This is a genomic window from Anaerovorax sp. IOR16 (assembly GCF_017168145.1).
Taxonomy (GTDB): domain Bacteria; phylum Bacillota; class Clostridia; order Peptostreptococcales; family Anaerovoracaceae; genus IOR16.
Genome location: NZ_JADQTL010000009.1, coordinates 1 through 17,533, shown reverse-complemented (window position 1 = coordinate 17,533; position 17,533 = coordinate 1). Strand labels below are relative to the sequence as shown.

15 protein-coding genes are annotated in these 17,533 nt (G+C 36.9%); 3 read left to right on the top strand and 12 right to left on the bottom strand.

What is annotated here, in order from left to right:
- Positions 1-9: 9 nt before the first annotated feature.
- The 4 genes from I2490_RS03660 to I2490_RS16840 are packed head-to-tail and all read right to left on the bottom strand — an operon-like array spanning position 10 to position 3,067.
- Positions 10-1,206, bottom strand: a complete 1,197-nt coding sequence (locus I2490_RS03660) for a CynX/NimT family MFS transporter (RefSeq protein ID WP_206458433.1) — start codon at positions 1,204-1,206, stop codon at positions 10-12.
- Between the two features lie 19 nt (positions 1,207-1,225).
- A complete protein-coding gene (locus I2490_RS03655) occupies positions 1,226-2,155 on the bottom strand; it encodes a magnesium transporter CorA family protein (protein ID WP_206458432.1) in 930 nt (309 codons plus the stop codon).
- Positions 2,156-2,175: 20 nt separating this feature from the next.
- On the bottom strand, positions 2,176-2,715 hold the full coding sequence (locus I2490_RS16845) for a PhzF family phenazine biosynthesis protein (protein WP_206458431.1): 540 nt from the start codon (positions 2,713-2,715) through the stop codon (positions 2,176-2,178).
- The gene (locus I2490_RS16840) at positions 2,690-3,067 is read right to left on the bottom strand and encodes a PhzF family phenazine biosynthesis protein (protein ID WP_206458430.1); all 378 of its coding nucleotides are present in this window, start codon (positions 3,065-3,067) and stop codon (positions 2,690-2,692) included. The genes I2490_RS16845 and I2490_RS16840 overlap by 26 nt, the downstream gene beginning before the upstream one ends.
- A 211-nt stretch (positions 3,068-3,278) precedes the next feature.
- Here I2490_RS16840 and buk point away from each other — a divergent pair, with 211 nt between their 5' ends.
- Entirely contained in the window at positions 3,279-4,346 is a 1,068-nt protein-coding gene (gene buk, locus I2490_RS03640) for a butyrate kinase (protein ID WP_206458429.1), read from the top strand.
- Positions 4,347-4,397: 51 nt separating this feature from the next.
- Here the strand turns inward: buk and I2490_RS03635 are convergent, their stop codons facing one another.
- The 8 genes from I2490_RS03635 to truA form a co-directional block, all read right to left on the bottom strand.
- The gene (locus tag I2490_RS03635; RefSeq protein WP_206458428.1) at positions 4,398-5,768 is read right to left on the bottom strand and encodes an MATE family efflux transporter; all 1,371 of its coding nucleotides are present in this window, start codon (positions 5,766-5,768) and stop codon (positions 4,398-4,400) included.
- Positions 5,769-5,803: 35 nt separating this feature from the next.
- The gene (gene wecB / locus I2490_RS03630; protein ID WP_209010575.1) at positions 5,804-6,916 is read right to left on the bottom strand and encodes a non-hydrolyzing UDP-N-acetylglucosamine 2-epimerase; all 1,113 of its coding nucleotides are present in this window, start codon (positions 6,914-6,916) and stop codon (positions 5,804-5,806) included.
- A gap of 60 nt (positions 6,917-6,976) precedes the next feature.
- Positions 6,977-8,104, bottom strand: coding sequence for an MraY family glycosyltransferase (locus tag I2490_RS03625; RefSeq protein WP_206458427.1), 1,128 nt, complete (start codon positions 8,102-8,104; stop codon positions 6,977-6,979).
- A gap of 12 nt (positions 8,105-8,116) precedes the next feature.
- Entirely contained in the window at positions 8,117-8,575 is a 459-nt protein-coding gene (locus I2490_RS03620) for a deoxycytidylate deaminase (protein WP_206458426.1), read from the bottom strand.
- A gap of 52 nt (positions 8,576-8,627) precedes the next feature.
- A complete protein-coding gene (locus tag I2490_RS03615; RefSeq protein WP_206458425.1) occupies positions 8,628-11,075 on the bottom strand; it encodes a homocysteine S-methyltransferase family protein in 2,448 nt (815 codons plus the stop codon).
- A 1-nt stretch (position 11,076) separates the two neighbouring features.
- A complete protein-coding gene (locus tag I2490_RS03610) occupies positions 11,077-12,165 on the bottom strand; it encodes an ornithine cyclodeaminase family domain (protein WP_206458424.1) in 1,089 nt (362 codons plus the stop codon).
- A 105-nt stretch (positions 12,166-12,270) separates the two neighbouring features.
- On the bottom strand, positions 12,271-13,152 hold the full coding sequence (gene metF, locus I2490_RS03605; protein ID WP_206458423.1) for a methylenetetrahydrofolate reductase [NAD(P)H]: 882 nt from the start codon (positions 13,150-13,152) through the stop codon (positions 12,271-12,273).
- A 21-nt stretch (positions 13,153-13,173) separates the two neighbouring features.
- Positions 13,174-13,977: a tRNA pseudouridine(38-40) synthase TruA gene (gene truA / locus I2490_RS03600; RefSeq protein WP_206458422.1), complete on the bottom strand. Its 804-nt coding sequence runs from the start codon at positions 13,975-13,977 to the stop codon at positions 13,174-13,176.
- A 237-nt stretch (positions 13,978-14,214) separates the two neighbouring features.
- Here truA and I2490_RS03595 point away from each other — a divergent pair, with 237 nt between their 5' ends.
- Positions 14,215-16,854: an ATP-binding protein gene (locus I2490_RS03595; RefSeq protein ID WP_206458421.1), complete on the top strand. Its 2,640-nt coding sequence runs from the start codon at positions 14,215-14,217 to the stop codon at positions 16,852-16,854.
- 134 nt (positions 16,855-16,988) lie between these two features.
- Positions 16,989-17,533 (top strand): transposase (locus tag I2490_RS03590; protein ID WP_206458420.1); only part of this gene is annotated, 545 nt, incomplete at its 3' end.

The window sequence follows — 17,533 nt, the reverse complement described above, 5'->3', positions numbered from 1 at the left end:
CCATCCTTCCTAAAGCGAATCATGCTTCATCACCAATTGACCGGAAATAAATAAAACAAAAGTAACTAAGAGATAAAACAATAACGTCGCCGTCCATTGCCCGGTATAATCATATAATATACCGGAAACAACAGGCCCAAGGGCTGCTAAAAGGTATCCGGCACACTGACTCATTCCGGATAATTCACCAGCTTCCTGTGCATCGTTGCTTACAAGAACAATCATTGTCATCGACAAACTGTAATTTGCACCTCCGCTTGCAGAGGCAATGGCTAAAGCAATCAACAGAAGCACAACAGAAGTACCTGAAATTAAGAATAGAACGATACCGATAAAATAACCGATTCCTATCATAGCTGCAAGTATTTTTTTATTTTTCATTTTTTGAATTAATATGGGTGCTAAAAAGGTAGTTGGAACGGCACTCCACTGATACCATGTTGCAGCCATACTAATTGCTTCAACAGATAACCCGCGATCCGCTAAAATCGATGGAATCCAATTGCTTAGAGAATAAAATAACAAAGATTGACTTCCCAAGAATAGAGTAATATGCCATGCCCATGGTGAAGCCCATACATTTTTTTTGTTTCCCTTCAATTTCTTTTGTGATTGAAGAAATTGATTTTTAATTTGAAACTCCTTTTCAGAAACTTGAGGCACCCATAAGAGAAGAGCAATCACTGCTGCGATTGCCCAAACCGAAAGAGTGATTCTCCAACCAAATCCAAGCTTTATTGCAAGAGGAAGGCTCAATCCAGCTCCAATACCTGCGAAAACACCTTGTATCGTCATATAAGCCCCTGTAATCATGCCCCCGCTTTCCCCAAATCTTGACTTAATAATGCTGGGTAAAAGAACATTTCCCACGCCAATTCCAAAAGCCATCAGTATGGTTCCGAAAAGCAATCCCCAGAAACCGTAAAAGGAGCGAAGAAGAATTCCGATCACTAAAAAAACCAATCCTATCATCACAGTAAAATTGTATCCCAATTTTCTGCTGAACGAATTGATAAACGGCGAAGTTACTCCAAAAACTAACACAGGAAGTGTAGTGATCATCCCTAATAAGCTTGGTGAAACGACCAAATCTTTACCAATATCTTCTATCAACGGACCTACTGCAGTGAGCGGTGCACGCAAACAAATACTAATACAAAGAATGCCTAATATTAATAAATAATGTTCTTCTTTCTGATGCTCCATATTCTCCTCTTAAAAACAATTAAAACCATTTCTTTTTTTTCAAGTATAAATAGCTTGATACTGCAACCGTAACAGAAATTAAAATGACCACAGGATATGCATAGGCAAAGCGGAACTCTGGCATTTGCAGATTCATACCATACCATCCAACAATCAAAGTTAATGGTAAAAAAATAGCAGTTATAACAGTAAAAAGTTTCATGATTTCATTTTGTTTAATATCTACTTGTGCTTGATATGCTTCTCTTACCTGAGAAACATAGTCCCTTAGGTTTACAATATTATCCATAATCCTCATAGTTCTACCTGAAAGACGATGAAATGCTCGCGCCATTTTATTTGATAACAGTCCATTTTCATTTTCCTGCATCCCTTCGGCAATATGCAAGAGCTGCTCATAGTAGCGTTTCCATGCCAGTAGTTTCCGCCGGATTCCCATAATGTTCTGAATGTAATCCGATGCTACCGACGTCAATAATGCTTCTTCTAACTTAAACACTTCTTCTTCAATTGCTTCTAAATAATCCGCATCTCCTTCGGTTAATAAATCAAATAATTCATAAAGGATTCGTTCCAGGCTTAATACCTTTATCCCTTTTGACGTAACCAATTCAAGCATTTTTGTTAGAAATTGCTTACCCTCGTTATCTTCATAAAAGAAAAGAAGTTGATTGTTTCTATAGTATACTTCAATCCAATGTTTACTTGTCGTATAATCAACAGCATTAGGAATGGATATCGTAATATAGTCAAAACCATCATGACTTTCAAATTTACATGTTTTTTCTCCAAATAATTCTTCACATACAATCGGACTGATTTCTAAATAATCCTTCCAATCTTCCGTTTCATGTTGATCAAAAATACCAAGACAAGGCCGAAAATCCACCGAATCTTTTTGATTGGATTTCTCTGCCTCCAGCCTGTCCTCCTCTAAAAAATAAATCATTTGTCTCCCCCTTTTGCTTGTTAAATGAATATTTCACCTTTTGCTAGTATAACACCGCTTCCGCCAACTTGAATCTTTATTTCGTTGTTTGCTTCTTTCAGGTGGCTAATGATTTTGGAAGGACGATTCATTGCCTCACCTTGTATAAAAAGATTGTTTTGATTTGCATTGATTAAACCATTTAAATATAAATAGTAAGTTAAAGCTCCGTTGGATGTTCCGGTAGCCGCTTCTTCATCAATGTCATATAAAGGTGCAAAGTTTCTGCAATGGACTGCACCATCATCGGAATTTACAGTGAACGCATGAACTCCCGTTACATTATACCGTTCTGACAATGCAGAGAGTGCAGGAAAATCTGGAGAAATGGCAGCTAATTCCTCAACATTTGCAACCGGCATCATAATATCAAACAAGCCGGTAGAAACCAATTGCGGTAAAAGAAGTTTCTCTGTTTTTTCCACGACTCCTTGGTTTACATAAGAGAGTCCCATAACACGATACATTTCCTCCAGCTCCTCTTGACGTTCCATTTTAGGCAAACTTTGTGGCTGTCCCATATCCATCTATAACAAAGCCATCGTTTACCTCAATATTTAATCGTCCCGCCAATGTATCGTTAATAAACGATTCTCCTGAATTGATCATACCATCCTGCTGTAACGCACAAAAAGAAGCAATGGTTGCATGTCCACATAAATCGACTTCTGCTGCCGGAGTAAAATAGCGAATATTAAATTCCTTCTCATTGATTGTACGAATGAATGCAGTCTCAGAATAACGTAACTCTGCTGCTGTTTTACGCATCAACTCATCACTAGGAAATTCCATACCTGCTTCCAGCAGTACTACACCTGCCGGGTTCCCTCCAAATATCTGATCTGTAAATGCGTCAACTATATAAAATTTCATAATTTACCTCCAATCTATTCCTCATTTTCTTAGGTTATATCAATCATATTACCTTATATACTCGAATTCATTCCCTATATGTTTTTCTATTTTCTCTTGTTTCATTATACACTTTCTTTTAAACTTTTTCATCTCTTCCTCTTTTTTTGTGGTAAACTATTCAAAAGAATCATTGTTCAAAATATTATTACAAAAGAAAGAAGGTAAACCAATGGCTAATAAAATGTTTGTATTGAATTTAGGTTCTACCTCTACTAAAGTAGCTGTTTATGAAGATACAAACGAAATTGTGAAAGAATCTTTACAACACTCACAAGAGGATTTGAATCATTTTTCTAAAATTATGGATCAAAAAGAATTTCGAAAGAATGCAATTATTGATTTTTTGAAAAGAAACAACTTTCATTTGGAAACCTTTGACTGCATTGTTGCACGAGGAGGCTGCACAAAACCGATTGAAGGCGGTATTTATTATATTACAGAAAAAATGCTTGCTGATATGGAATCGGGTATTTACGGCACACATGTTTCCAACGTCGGATGTATGATTGCTTATGAACTAAGTCAGGAGTATCATATACCTGTAATTACAGCAAATACCGTTAGTACCGACGAACTTTGTAACTTTGCCCGCTATTCCGGCATCAAGGAAGCACCGAGAGTAAGTACTTTTCATGCTTTAAATCACAAGGCAATTGCTAGAAAGTATGCAAAAGAAATCGGTCGTGATTATGAAGACTTAAATTTAGTCGTAGTGCATCTCGGAGGTGGAATATCCGTAGGTACCCATGAAAAAGGTCATGTCATTGATACGAATAATGCATTGGAGGGTGATGGCTCTTTTTCTCCGGAACGCGCAGGTACACTACCGGTCGGTGCTGTCGTTCGTATGTGCTTTAGCGGTAACTATACCGAGGAGCAGATGATGCACAATTTACGCGGTGGCGGAGGTCTTATGTCCTATTTGGGGACTAACAGCGGCCTCGAGGTAGAAGAACGCATAAAAAACGGAGACGATTATGCAAAAGAAGTGTTTGAAGCAATGGCATACCAAGTTGCAAAGGAAATTGGTGGTGCCTCCACCATTCTAAAGGGCAAAGTAGATGCGATTCTTCTTACAGGAAGCTTGGCTTATTCCGATTTGTTTACAAGTTGGCTAATCGATCGTATATCCTTTTTAGCTCCGGTCCACAAATTCGCCGGTGAAAACGAAATGCTTTCTCTAGCAGAAAACGGAGTTCGTTTCTTAAATAAAATAGAAGAAGTAAAAACCTATTAAAATATGATATATAAAAAGCAAGCTTTTTTACGATAGCTTGCTTTTTTATCTTTATATTTCATGAATCACATTTCTTACCCATTTTTTAGAAGTCAGCCGTTTCATGCAAAGCGTAAACTTGGTAATTTCCTCCAATTGAGCCATAAGAACTACGATATAAATCGGTAAATGCAGCCAAAGTGCTCCAACATAAACAATCGGCACCCCAATTAGCCACATCGTACATAGCTCAGCAGTCATCGCATATTTTGTATCACCACCTGCTCGTAACGTTCCGGTAACATTCATCCCATTGAATAATTTTACAACCATAAAAATTCCGTACACCTTTAAGATGTTTAATGCATACATTCTACCCTCATCTGTAAATTCAAAAAATTGTACAATCAGATGCGAACTAATAATTAACAAAACACCTGCAAAGGCACCAATGATTACACCAATTTTTAATATCTTTTTCGCTAAAAGATATGCATATTCCAACTCACCTTTACCAAGACGCTGCCCAACTAAAATCAACAAAGCATCCCCTAAACTAAAAATAGCCAAAATGAACATACTGTTGATTGTAGTACTAGCTTGAATCGCAGCAAATTCAGTAATACCCATACGACCATAAACAGCATTATATGCCGCTGTTCCAGCACCCCAAAGAGCTTCATTTAATGTTGTCGGTATCGCATTATTTAAAATACGACGTGCAAACTTTCGATCCCATCCAAAAAAATCTTGAAATTTCCCGCATATTTTATTCTTCCGAACGAAAATTACAATAATAAGTACAGTAAGTTCCAGTACGCGAGCAATTACGGTTGCAACAGCTGCTCCAACAACACCAAGTGCAGGCATTCCAAAATTTCCAAAAATTAATAGGTAATTTAAAACAGTATTTATTGCAAATGCAATACCGCTAATTTTTAGTGGTATTGCTGTTTGCTGCGTAGCTCGTAAAGCAGTCGTCAATGGTACTGTTATGCTGACGCAAAGGAAACAAAATGCACCCGCTCTCATATACTGAGAACCAATTTCAATTGCCTCAGGTAAATTCGTAAAAATACGCAGCACCTGTTCCGGAAAAAAAGCCGCTGCTATAAAAAACAAAAAACCACTTGAAAAGCATATGGTGATTGCAAATCCAGTAACCTTTTGAATTTGCTTTATATTTTGTACTCCCCAAAATTGTGCCATAAATGTAGAACATCCACTGGTAAAGCCAAAAAGTATCATCCATTGTATAAAAAAGAGCTGTGTCGCTAACCCTGTAGCCGCTAAGGCAGATTCTCCGAGACTTCCAATCATCAGATTATCCACCAAGCTTAAAGAAGATGCAATTAAACTTTGTAACGCAATGGGCAAAGCTACAACGACTAAACTATGATATAACTGCTTATTATCAATAACAATTGGATAATTGTTTCCCATACTCCTACTTTCTTAACAGAAATTTCTATTTTCCATTACTTTTTAAAATATATTTTCAGCGCTTTGATAATATGTTCACACGCCTTCCCATCTCCATACGGATTGGTTGACTGTGCCATTTCATCATAAGCCCCTTTATTTTCCAATAATTCCTTAGTCAGTGCATAGATTGTATCCTGACTTACACCGGCAAGCTTAACCGTTCCTGCTTCAATTGCCTCAGGGCGTTCCGTTTCTTTTCTTACAACAAGAACCGGCTTTCCAAGAGATGGCGCTTCCTCCTGCATACCACCAGAATCAGTAATTAACAGATAGGATTTTGCCATCAAATTTACAAATGGCTGATATTGCAACGGCTCAATTAAGTGTACCTTTTCAGATTTTCCGAATACCATGTTCGCCGTTTCCCTTACTTTCGGGTTCATATGAACAGGATAAACAACTTCAACATCATCAAATTCATCTGCAATTTCACGAATGGCTTTAAAAATATGTACCATATTCTCTCCAAGATTTTCTCTTCGATGACACGTTACCGTTATAATGCGATTTCCTTCAAAATCTAATTTTTTAAGCGTTTCATCCTCAAACTCATATGGCTTATTTGCTACCTGAAGCAGTGCATCAATTACCGTATTTCCGGTAACCACAATCTTTTCCTTCTCTATATTTTCTCGAAGTAAATTGTCTACATTACGTTGTGTCGGAGCAAAATGAATATCCGCAAGATGTCCGGTCAAAACACGATTCATTTCTTCCGGATAAGGTGAATATTTATCATAAGTGCGCAGCCCTGCTTCCACATGACCCACTTTAATTTGCTGGTAAAACGCAGCAAGTGCAGCTACAAAGGTCGTTGAAGTATCACCATGCACCAAGATCATATCTGGCTTTTCCTTTTGTAATACCGATTCCATCCCTTGTAATACATTCGCCGTAATCATGCTAATGGTTTGATTTGGCTTCATAATATTCAAATCGTAGTCCGGAACAAGTTCAAATAACGAAAGTACCTGATCCAGCATTTCTCGATGCTGCGCCGTTACACACAGTACGGATTCAATGTCCGGATCTTCTTGCAGTTTTTTTACCAAAGGCGCCATCTTAATGGCTTCTGGTCTTGTCCCAAATACCGTCATTATTTTCATGATTTTTCCTTCTTTCTTTTTCTATAAATCTCTAATCTTATTATATCTTTATTTAAATCTCTATTTTTTCTTCTTTTTATTTTTTTTGTTATTTGATTTAGGATGACTTTCCACTTTTAATTGTGGAATCGCGCTCGTCGCATCCGTTAAAAATATATAAATAAAATTCCCTGCTATTAAAAATAATCCTGCAGATTCCAAAAATAAATCTCGGCTAAAAAGAATTGCTGCTACTCCCATTACCGCGCTAATCCCATATAAAGTAAGTACCGAACGCCTTTGACCCATACCTGCTGCCATCAAGCGATGATGCAAATGTCCTTTGTCTGCTTCCATAATTGGTCTTTTATTAATCACTCTTCGAAAAATGGCAAATGCGGTATCAAAAATCGGAACACCTAAAACCAATACTGGGACAATTGTAGCAAGAATGGTGGCTCCTTTTACTGGACCTAAAATAGATACTGATGCCAGCATAAAACCTAAAAATAATGAACCCCCATCTCCCATGAAAATCTTTGCTGGATGAAAATTAAATGGCAAAAATCCCAACGCTCCTCCAGCAGTTGCAAGCATAGCCATTGTTACCGTATACATTCCATGAATGTATGCTGTATAAGCAATCGCAAATGAAGCTATAGCAGCAACTCCCGCTGCTAATCCATCTAACCCGTCGATTAAATTAATGGTATTGGTAATTCCTACAATCCATATAATTGTAATGAAAAAACTAATTGCAAATGGAAAATATCCATGTCCAACTCCAAAGTGATTGGTTACAAAGGAAATTCGAATTCCAGATGCAAAGACCACTGAAGCACATGCAATTTGTAACAAAAATTTTACCTTGGCAGGCATTCCTCGCAAATCATCAACCACACCTACAAGGTAAATAAGAACACCACTAATTAAAAGTCCAAATACTTTTTCAACAGGCTCCCCCTCAGGAAGATACTCTGTAATTGCTGGTAATGCAAAATACATAGAAACAATCAATGCCGCTATGGTTCCTAAAAAAATAGCAATTCCTCCGAATCGCGGCATTGGCTTTGTATGCATTCTTCGTGCATCCTTTGGAATATCGACAGCTCCAATTTTTGGTGCAATTTTAATCGCAAGCGGAGTACATAAAAACGACACTAATAAAGCCGTCATAAAAGGCAGCACAAAACTAATTCCAAAACTCATTTCTCTAACTCCTTATTTATCCTCTTTTTCTAACATTATAATGCTTAATCCAGCTTCTTCCAACATCTCCACTGCTAAACTGTCCGGATAACCTTCTTTTACTACAATACGATTCATCCCTGCATTAATCAACATTTTAGCGCAAATAACACAAGGTTGATGCGTAACATAAATCGTCGCCCCTTCAATGCTTTGACCAAGGGTAGCTGCCTGAATAATTGCATTTTGCTCTGCATGAAGTGCCATACAAAGTTCATGACGTTCTCCAGAAGGCACATTCATTTTTTGCCGTAGACAGCCTCCGCGCTCTTCACAATGTGCAATCCCCCTAGGCGCACCATTATATCCAGTTGCAATGATGTGCTTGTCCTTAACAATAACTGCCCCCACTTGCCTTCGCATACAAGTGGAACGTTTTGCAGTCAACACTGCCATTTCCATAAAGTATTCATCCCAGCTTGGTCTCTCCATACGTGAATCCTTCCTGCGTTCCTCTTTCGCATTTAACGATCAGCAATACCCTTTAATTTTTAAAAATTTCATTTGCTGCTTTTACAGTGTCCATTGCATCTTTACAATAATAATCAGCACCTATTTCTTCTGCATAATCCTTTGTTAATACAGCTCCGCCAACAGCTGTCTTACAGCTTAAGCCTGCTTCCTCCAATTTTTTAATTGTCTTTTCCATACTAACAACCGTAGTCGTCATAAGCGCACTCAAACCAACCAACTGAATGTTCTCATTTCGAGCAACCTCCACTACCTTTTCAACCGGTACATCCTTACCTAAATCGAGTACCTCATATCCATAGTTTTCTAAAATAACCTTTACAATGTTCTTACCAATATCATGTACGTCCCCTTCTACAGTAGCTAAAATAATTCTTCCGTAATTAATACTTTCACCGGAAAGCTTCATCGCCTCTTTCAATACATGAAACGAACGAGTTACCGTATCGGCTGCTTTCATAAGCTGTGGTAAAAATTTTTCTCCGGTTTCATATTCCTTTCCAACCTGTTCTAAAGAAGGTATGATACGTTTTTCAACTATTTCTAATGGTTTTTCTGTCTTTAAAAGCTCTTCCGTAATTTGTGCCGCACGATCCTCGTACCCGTTTAAAATAATCTCTTCTAACGTAAATGCCTCTAAGGATGATTTTTTTGAAGTATTCCGGGTCAGCACTTCACGATTTTGTTTCGTCGTCAATCCATTGCTGTTTGTCCCATAATAGTCGATATAATTCTTTGACTCAATGTCCTTTCCGCTTAACGCTTCAAACGCACTGATGGTATTTACATAATCTGGTACAAGAGGGTCAGTTATCGGTGCATCCAATCCTGCTTCTAAAGCCATAGCTAAAAATGTACGGTTTAACAGGATGCGTTCCGGCAAGCCAAAAGAAACATTACTTGCCCCTAATGTTGTTTTTACACCATATTTTTGTTTGACCCTTCGAATGGCTTCTAATGTATCTCTTCCTGCATTCTGCTGAGCGGAAACCGTCAAAGTCAAACAATCAACAAGAATTCGATCCGGTCCAATTCCATACTCTGCCGCTCGCTTTATAATACGGTCTGCTATTTCAACTCGCTCCTCTGCATTTTTAGGTAAACCCTTTTCATCCAAGGTTAAGGCAATTACACAAGCCCCGTATTTTTTTACAATCGGAAAAACAGCATCCATTACTTCTTCTTTTCCATTTACGGAATTAATGATTGGCTTTCCATTATAAGTACGAACGGCTGCTTCAAGTACCCTGCTGTCTGCGCTATCAATTTGTAACGGTACATCTACAACTGCAGAAACTTTTTTTACAACCGAAAGCATGGTAGAAAGCTCATCCATTTCCGGTAGCCCTACATTGATATCCAAAATCTCTGCTCCGGCTTCTACTTGTTGAATGGCTTCATTTTCTATATAAGAATAATCCCCTAATTTCAAGGCTTCCTTTAAACGCTTTTTTCCCGTGGGATTAATTCTCTCGCCAATGATACGGATGCGGTCATCTAAAAAAACGGTCTTTGTTGCAGAGCTTACCGCCATAATCGGTTCCTTCATGCTGCGTGGCTGTAGCTTTTTATCTTTTAATGCTTCTGCTAAGCTAAGAATATAATCCGGTGTTGTTCCACAGCATCCACCTGCAATAGCAAGCCCCTCATCTACAAAGGAAACCATAATCTCTGTATATTCTTTAATACTTACGTCGTATATCGTTTCTCCGTTTATTATAGTTGGCAACCCTGCATTTGGCTGTACCAAAACAGGTACCTTTGAATGATGCAAAAACTCTTGAACCAAAGGTATCATTTGCTTCGGTCCAAGTGAACAATTCATCCCTAAGGTATCAATACCCATATCCTGCAATATGGTTATTGCAGTCAATGGATCTGTCCCCATAAGCATCCTTCCATCTTCCTGAAAGGTCAGCGAGCAGAAAACAGGCAGATCACAGCATTCCTTTGCGGCTAATACCGCAATTTTTAATTCATAGATATCTGTAAAAGTTTCCAGAAGAATCAAATCCACTCCGGCCTTGACTCCTGCTTCAATTTGCTCACGAAACATTGCATAAGCTTCCTCAAAGGTTAATGGTCCATAGGGCTCCATAAGTTTTCCAATTGGCGCTACGTCTAATGCAACATATTTGGGCTCATTCTTCCCTTCTTTAAAGGAACGCTCCATTGCACGTTTTGCTGCATTTTTAGCTAATTTTACTCCCTGTGCTACGATTTGCTCTACGGTATAACCGCAACCTGCAGTTTTATAAGCATTTGCACCAAAAGTATTGCTTGAAACAATATCACTTCCTGCTAAAAAATAAGCTTCATGAATCGCTTCTATCTTGTCTCCATGTGTGAAATTTAACAATTCCGGCACTTTACCGATTTGAATTCCTGTTTTCTGAATGATTGTACCTGTTGCTCCATCAAACAGTAGTACTTTTTGATTCATTTGTTCACGTATATCCATATTAGCCTCTTTCCAGCAAGCTCTTTAATTTAAAGAGAAAATCTTGAATGTTTGCTACAATGGTGGTAACTTCTAACGTTCCTCGATCACGAATTTTATTTAGAACAAATTCTGAAACATCCACTGCATAAATAAATACCGGACGAACTTCTTCTCCACGAATTACATAAGACGGAGTAAGATTTCCGGTTGCAATGGTATGCAATTGCGTTGCAAGGCAAACTATAGTAGTCGCTTTATTTGTATGCTGGCGCATCTCATCCTGAACGATTGCAGTACTGCATTCCACCTGCGGCAAAGGTCCATCATCACGAATTGATCCAGCTAAAACCAGTGGTACATTGTTTTTTACACAACTATAAACCAAACCATTGTCAATATAACCTTCCTCCACTGCCTTTTCCACCGACCCTAGACGACGAATCAAATTTATCGCATCCAAATGGTGATAATGCCCATTTGGTCGATTCATAGTAGTGGTTAAATCTTGTCCTAAGGCTGTGTGAAATAATGCACCTTCTATGTCATGTGTCGCAACGGCATTTCCTCCAAAAACAGCATGACAGTACCCGTTATCTATCATATATTCCATAGCCTGTCTTGAACCTTCATCAAAAACCGCCGCCGGTCCTAGCACCCAAACAATGTGCCCATTATCACGATCATGATTTAAAAGCTGTGCCAAACGAAGATAATCATTCGCAAAAGAAGTTTCTCTGGAACGCCCGCTGCGAAATGCAAACGCATCGCCCTTTGCTTCCTCCATTGCAAATCCATCGGTATGTAAGTAAATACCTTCGCTTCCGTCCTCTGTTCTTCCTAAAATCACAGTATCTCCAATGGTTAACCTACGGAATTCCTTTGCTTCCAATCTTCCATCTGATTCAATAACCGGAACACAGTCCATACGTGTATTCTCAATCAGTTTCCACTTACCATCTATTTTAAAGTATTCGGGATACATGGAAGTCGAATGATAATCATCCGGTGCGACTCCTTCTTGCTCCACCTTTGCAGTTTTTACATTAGGTGCCTGCACAAAAAATGTCTCTTTAAAATTCGGTTCTCTGTATCTCGGTAATTTAAACATGCTGCCTACTCTTTCTTCCTTTATTATCGTTTATGATTTCTACTAAAAATCTTAACTTTTATTTTATCATATGCATATTCGCCTTGCAAGAAATACCCATAGAACCTATGCTTGCAAACGTCGGATGTTTTCAATGTTTGTAAGGATTCGTCGAGCGGTATCCGGTTTGTTCATCGTATATAAATGAATCCCTCTGACACCCCAAGTCATCAAATCTATAATTTGCTCAATGGCATAAGCTTCTCCTGCCTCTCGAAGAGACTCCGGATTGTTTTCATAACGATCTACAATACGTCGAAACTTCGGTGGCAAATAGCAACCAGAAAGTTTGGTCATTCGAAGGATTTGATTCTTGTTCATTACAGGCATAATTCCTGCAGAAACCGGTACATCAATGCCTGCGAGATCCAATTCTTCCATAAATCGAAAAAACCGCTCGTTATCAAAGAAAAGCTGACTGATTAAAAACTCAGCACCACGATCTACTTTCTCTCTTAAATGCTTAATATCTTTAATGCGGTTTTCACATTCTATATGTCCTTCCGGATAACAAGCTGCACCGATTGAAAAGCCACCTTCATTTCGTATCTCTGTAATTAAGTCCTTTGCATAATGATGTTCCTCTGAAATATTCGAACGAGCATCTTCCTGCTCAGGAACATCTCCCCTTAATGCTAAAATATTTTCAATATTATTTTTTTTCATCTCTGTAAATATTGATTTAATTTGTTCTTTGGTGGAAGAAATACAAGTTAGATGTGCAAGACTTTCAATCCTGTAATCATTTTTTATCTTTGATGCAATTTCTACAGTGCGATCCTTTGCCTTTCCACCTGCACCATATGTTACACTAATAAAGTCCGGTTTTAATCCTTGCAATTCATCCAATGTTTTGTAGACTGTTTCTACAGGCATTTCTAACTTGGGCGGAAAAATTTCCAAAGAAATGACTGTCTTTTTTTCATTGTATAGTTCTTTTATCTTCATTGTTTCACTCCTTCTCACTTTTTACATCCAAGGCTGCTTCTCATAATATACCTCTACTAAATATAATCCTTGCGGCGGTGCGGTATGTCCAGCTAAACAACGATTTTTGCTTTCTAAAATATGCTTTGCTTCTTTCGTTCTCTTCTTTCCAAGCCCTACCTCAACTAAAGTGCCGGTAATAATACGAACCATATTGTAAAGGAAACCATTTCCCATGATTTCTATTTCAATTTGTTCTTCTTGGCTGCTTTGCGAAGATACCTGTTTCTTTACGTTTAATTGATAAATGGTTCTTACGGTTGACTCCATTTCCTGTCCCGCTGATGCCATAAAACACCGAAAATCATGGGTACCAACAAATGCTTTTGCAGCTTCTTGCATTGCACCTATATCTAAAGCTTTCTCGATTTGATAAGTATAATTTCTTTGAAATAAATCTGGTTTCTCCGCATTTCGAATGCGATAAATGTATTTTTTTCCTAAAGAATCAAAGCGAGCATGAAAGTCATCAGGCATTTGTTTGGCTTCTAAAATCCGAATATCTCCGGTACTTTTTAAAAGTCCCCCTTCACCAGCAAGTAAATGATTGGACGCGATCGGAATACGGTCAATCGGTATGCCAAAATCTCCTTTAAAGGAAGCTCTTTGTCCAAGTGCATGAACCCCAGCATCCGTTCTGCTTGTCCCTGATATTTGTATACTTTGTTTGCAAAGGGTTGATAACACTCGTTCAACCTCTCCCTGTACGGTTCTCTTATGTGGTTGTCTTTGCCATCCCGAAAAATTTGTACCATCATAGGAGATTGTTAACAAAACATTTTTCATTTTGTTTCCTCAACTTCTTTTTTTCTTCTACTTAAAAATATTTTAATGCATATTATATCATAAAGTAACTTTCCCTACAATTTTATATCCCTTTCGACATTTTTCTTATAAAACGTCGAATCTTAGGGAAATTTTCTTCTTCAAATCATGCCATATTTTGCCTATTTTTGATTTACTTTTCCATTCAAAACGACTAGAATATGTATGTTCGATAAAAAAGGGGAGGGGGATTTTTACATGAAACAATTAAAATCTACAGTAATTATTGTTTTATTTTTAACTTTTTTATTGATTCTTAATACAATTGGGATTCTAATTTATCGCGATAGCCTCTTATCTTTAGAAAATCAAAAAGACAATATGTTAAAGCTTACAACAAAGTATGAAACGATATCTAGTACGCTTATTAACAATGCTACACTTTATTTTTCAACCGATGATGAAACCTATCAAACAGAATTTAATCATTTACTGCAAACATATTATGTTTTGGATATTATTCCCATTGGTAGTCAGATTTTTACTGGCATAGAATCAGAAACATTCTATTCTTCAGATCACGTGACGATGAAGGCACATTTAAACAATTTAGACTTTACTTCGAAAGAGTCGGAATCCTATCAAGAATTCATCCAATCGTTCAATGGAGTATTAAAGCAATTAGAAATCGCTGTTATAAAAAAGGATCCGTCCATTCTAACTTCCATACAATATCAAAAACTTTTTAAACAGCAAAATCAAGATTTACTAAAAATATACAGCTCCTATATGAATCGTATCAATGATAAAGAAAATATTCTTATAAAAAATCAATTCTTATTGGAAGCTACATTAATTTTCTTATCTATTTTGTTATTTTTTATGGGTATTCTTCTCTTTTACCTATTAGTAAAGGAAAATGCCTTAAACTTATATTTTAGAAAATTATATAAGACAATTGTAGAAAATATCAATGTAGGTCTTTCCATACAAGATAAAGATGGAAAATACGAATATATGAATCCAAAATATAGAGAACTTTTAAAGGTAGAGCCCCAAAACATAATGGGACAAACACCCAATACTCTTTTTTCTCAAGATGTAGCAAGTCTTTTAAACGTATCAGAAACAAGACCGTCCGAAGGCAATTTAAAAATGAAGCTTGATAATGAAGATTATTATATGTATTATAATTATTTTACTATTTTTGATGAAAACAAACAAACGAAATACATCGATCTGCTTCATGATACGACTCAAACCGAAAAAATGCAAATTCAACTGCAGAAACAATTGGAAGAAATTGAGTTTCACTCTCGGGCCAAAGACGCCTTCCTTGCTAATGTATCGCACGAAATAAAGACTCCAATTAATGCCATTATCGGTATGACCTATTTTCTGAAAGAAACACAGCTTAGTAAAAAACAAGAGGATTTAGTAGCTAAAATAAAAAATTCTTCTAATTTACTTTTGGGTATTATAAATGATGTATTAGACCTTTCAAAAATAAAAGCAAAAAATTTAAGTTTTTACCCATCCTCTTTTATGTTAATTAATCTCCTAAAAAACATGGAAGATATGTGCATCGCTCACATTACTCAAAAGGGACTTAAATTTGAAACTCATTACAACTTTGATCCCAACCTATGTGTGTATTTAGATCGCACTCGCCTCCTACAAGTCTTTGTCAACTTAATCACAAATGCATATAAGTTTACGGATGCTGGTCATATTATTTTATCTGCAGAAGTGAAATCGGAAACAAACGATATCATTACCCTTCAATTTTGTGTTGAAGATAGTGGAATTGGTATTCTCGAGGAGGACATGAACAAGCTATTCGAAGAATTTGAACAATTAGAAAACCACCTCACTAAAAAGCATACCGGAACCGGCTTGGGGCTTACTATATGTAAATACATTGTAGAAAAAATGGGTGGAGAAATCTGGGTAACAAGCAAAATTGGCGAAGGCAGTAAATTCCATTTCACAATTACCGCTAAAAAAGTAAATATTACACAAGTACAAGCTGATGAAGTAACGGATTGTATCCCTAAAAAATATGATGCGCACGGTGCTAGAATTCTTCTTGTAGAAGATAATGAAATTAATCAAGAAGTAGCTACCAATTTATTAACGGAAGTAAATTTTACTTGCGACACTGCAAAAGATGGGTTAGAAGCAATTGAGATTTGTAAAAAACATCCTATTGATTACTATAAGATGATTCTTATGGATATACATATGCCACGAATGGATGGTTATACAGCGTCTAATATATTAAGAAACAAACTTCATATTTCATGTCCGATTCTAGCAGTGACTGCAACCTGTTTAGATGAGAGTACAAAGCTGCAATACCGTAATATCATCAGCGACTTTATTATAAAGCCATTTAAAATTGATACTTTTTATAATACGATTTATAAACATTTATCATTTACAAATGAGAACAAAGAATTAATATCACCAGTCACAGCTAGCTGCATCCCTTGTTCTGAAGAACCAGAAGAAATCAGTGAAGTTGTACTAGAAAAACAACATGAAAATAATGATGATTTTCAAAATCCATTTGCCGGAAAACAAGAAGCAATTAAAAATCTAGGTGGATTAGAAACTGCTTATTATAAACATGTAGATAAATTTCAAAAAAATTATAAAAATAGCGCAAAGGAAATTCGAGATTTTTTAGCAGATGAAAATTATGAAAAAGCAAAGCGCCTAGCACATTCTATAAAGGGCCTCGCAGGCACTTTAGGTATGAGTGGGCTACATAAAGCAGCTACTGTTTTAGACAAAAACATCTCTGAACAGTCTGTAGAAACAGAAACTTCTTTAAAAAAATATGAAAGTGAATTGGAGGCTGTTGTTGCAGCAAACCCACATTTGGATGAATAAATAGTTAGCTCATTAATAAACTTAGATAAAAACGAAGAGGCAGAACAGATTCTGCCTCTTAAGGGAGTATCCTAAAGTTTGTGTAAACCTCTAAACTGATGTAAGATAAATATATCAGTTTGGAGGTTTTATTTATGCCCAAAAGAAGAAAAGAATCACCCCAAAAACAAGCAATCAGAAAAATGATGCAGGAATACTTAAAAGAGAATGATATTCCTATCAAAAATGGTACAGATGTCAATTCTGTTATGCGTGATATGATGTCTGTATTACTGGAGGGTTCTCTGGAAGGAGAATTAGAAGACGAACTGGGATACTCAAAATATGACTATCGGAATAAGGAAACCGACAATAGTCGGAATGGATATTCTTCTAAAATCATGCATACAAACTATGGAGATATGAATGTTGCTATTCCTCGTGACCGTAATGGAGAATATGAACCCCAGCTTATCAAGAAATATCAAAATACCGTTACGCAAGATATGGAAGAAAGGATACTTTCCATGTATGCAAAAGGTATGACTACAAATGATATTGAATCCCATATGCGTGAGTTATATGACATTGATATTTCTGACAGTACGATTAGCCGAGTTACTGATAAAATTATACCGATTGTAAAGGAATGGCAGGAACGTCCTTTGGAAGAAGTATATGCGGTTTTTTTTATGGATGC

Coding starts and splice junctions, on each gene's coding strand:
- wecB (WP_209010575.1), bottom strand. CDS start 6,916: ATGAAAATAATGACGGTATTTGGGACAAGACCAGAAGCCATTAAGATG.
- I2490_RS03635 (WP_206458428.1), bottom strand. CDS start 5,768: ATGGGAAACAATTATCCAATTGTTATTGATAATAAGCAGTTATATCAT.
- buk (WP_206458429.1), top strand. CDS start 3,279: ATGGCTAATAAAATGTTTGTATTGAATTTAGGTTCTACCTCTACTAAA.
- I2490_RS03660 (WP_206458433.1), bottom strand. CDS start 1,206: ATGGAGCATCAGAAAGAAGAACATTATTTATTAATATTAGGCATTCTT.
- I2490_RS16845 (WP_206458431.1), bottom strand. CDS start 2,715: ATGGGACAGCCACAAAGTTTGCCTAAAATGGAACGTCAAGAGGAGCTG.
- I2490_RS03615 (WP_206458425.1), bottom strand. CDS start 11,075: ATGGATATACGTGAACAAATGAATCAAAAAGTACTACTGTTTGATGGA.
- I2490_RS16840 (WP_206458430.1), bottom strand. CDS start 3,067: ATGAAATTTTATATAGTTGACGCATTTACAGATCAGATATTTGGAGGG.
- I2490_RS03620 (WP_206458426.1), bottom strand. CDS start 8,575: ATGGAGAGACCAAGCTGGGATGAATACTTTATGGAAATGGCAGTGTTG.
- metF (WP_206458423.1), bottom strand. CDS start 13,152: ATGAAGATAAAAGAACTATACAATGAAAAAAAGACAGTCATTTCTTTG.
- I2490_RS03595 (WP_206458421.1), top strand. CDS start 14,215: ATGAAACAATTAAAATCTACAGTAATTATTGTTTTATTTTTAACTTTT.
- truA (WP_206458422.1), bottom strand. CDS start 13,977: ATGAAAAATGTTTTGTTAACAATCTCCTATGATGGTACAAATTTTTCG.
- I2490_RS03625 (WP_206458427.1), bottom strand. CDS start 8,104: ATGAGTTTTGGAATTAGTTTTGTGCTGCCTTTTATGACGGCTTTATTA.
- I2490_RS03655 (WP_206458432.1), bottom strand. CDS start 2,155: ATGATTTATTTTTTAGAGGAGGACAGGCTGGAGGCAGAGAAATCCAAT.
- I2490_RS03610 (WP_206458424.1), bottom strand. CDS start 12,165: ATGTTTAAATTACCGAGATACAGAGAACCGAATTTTAAAGAGACATTT.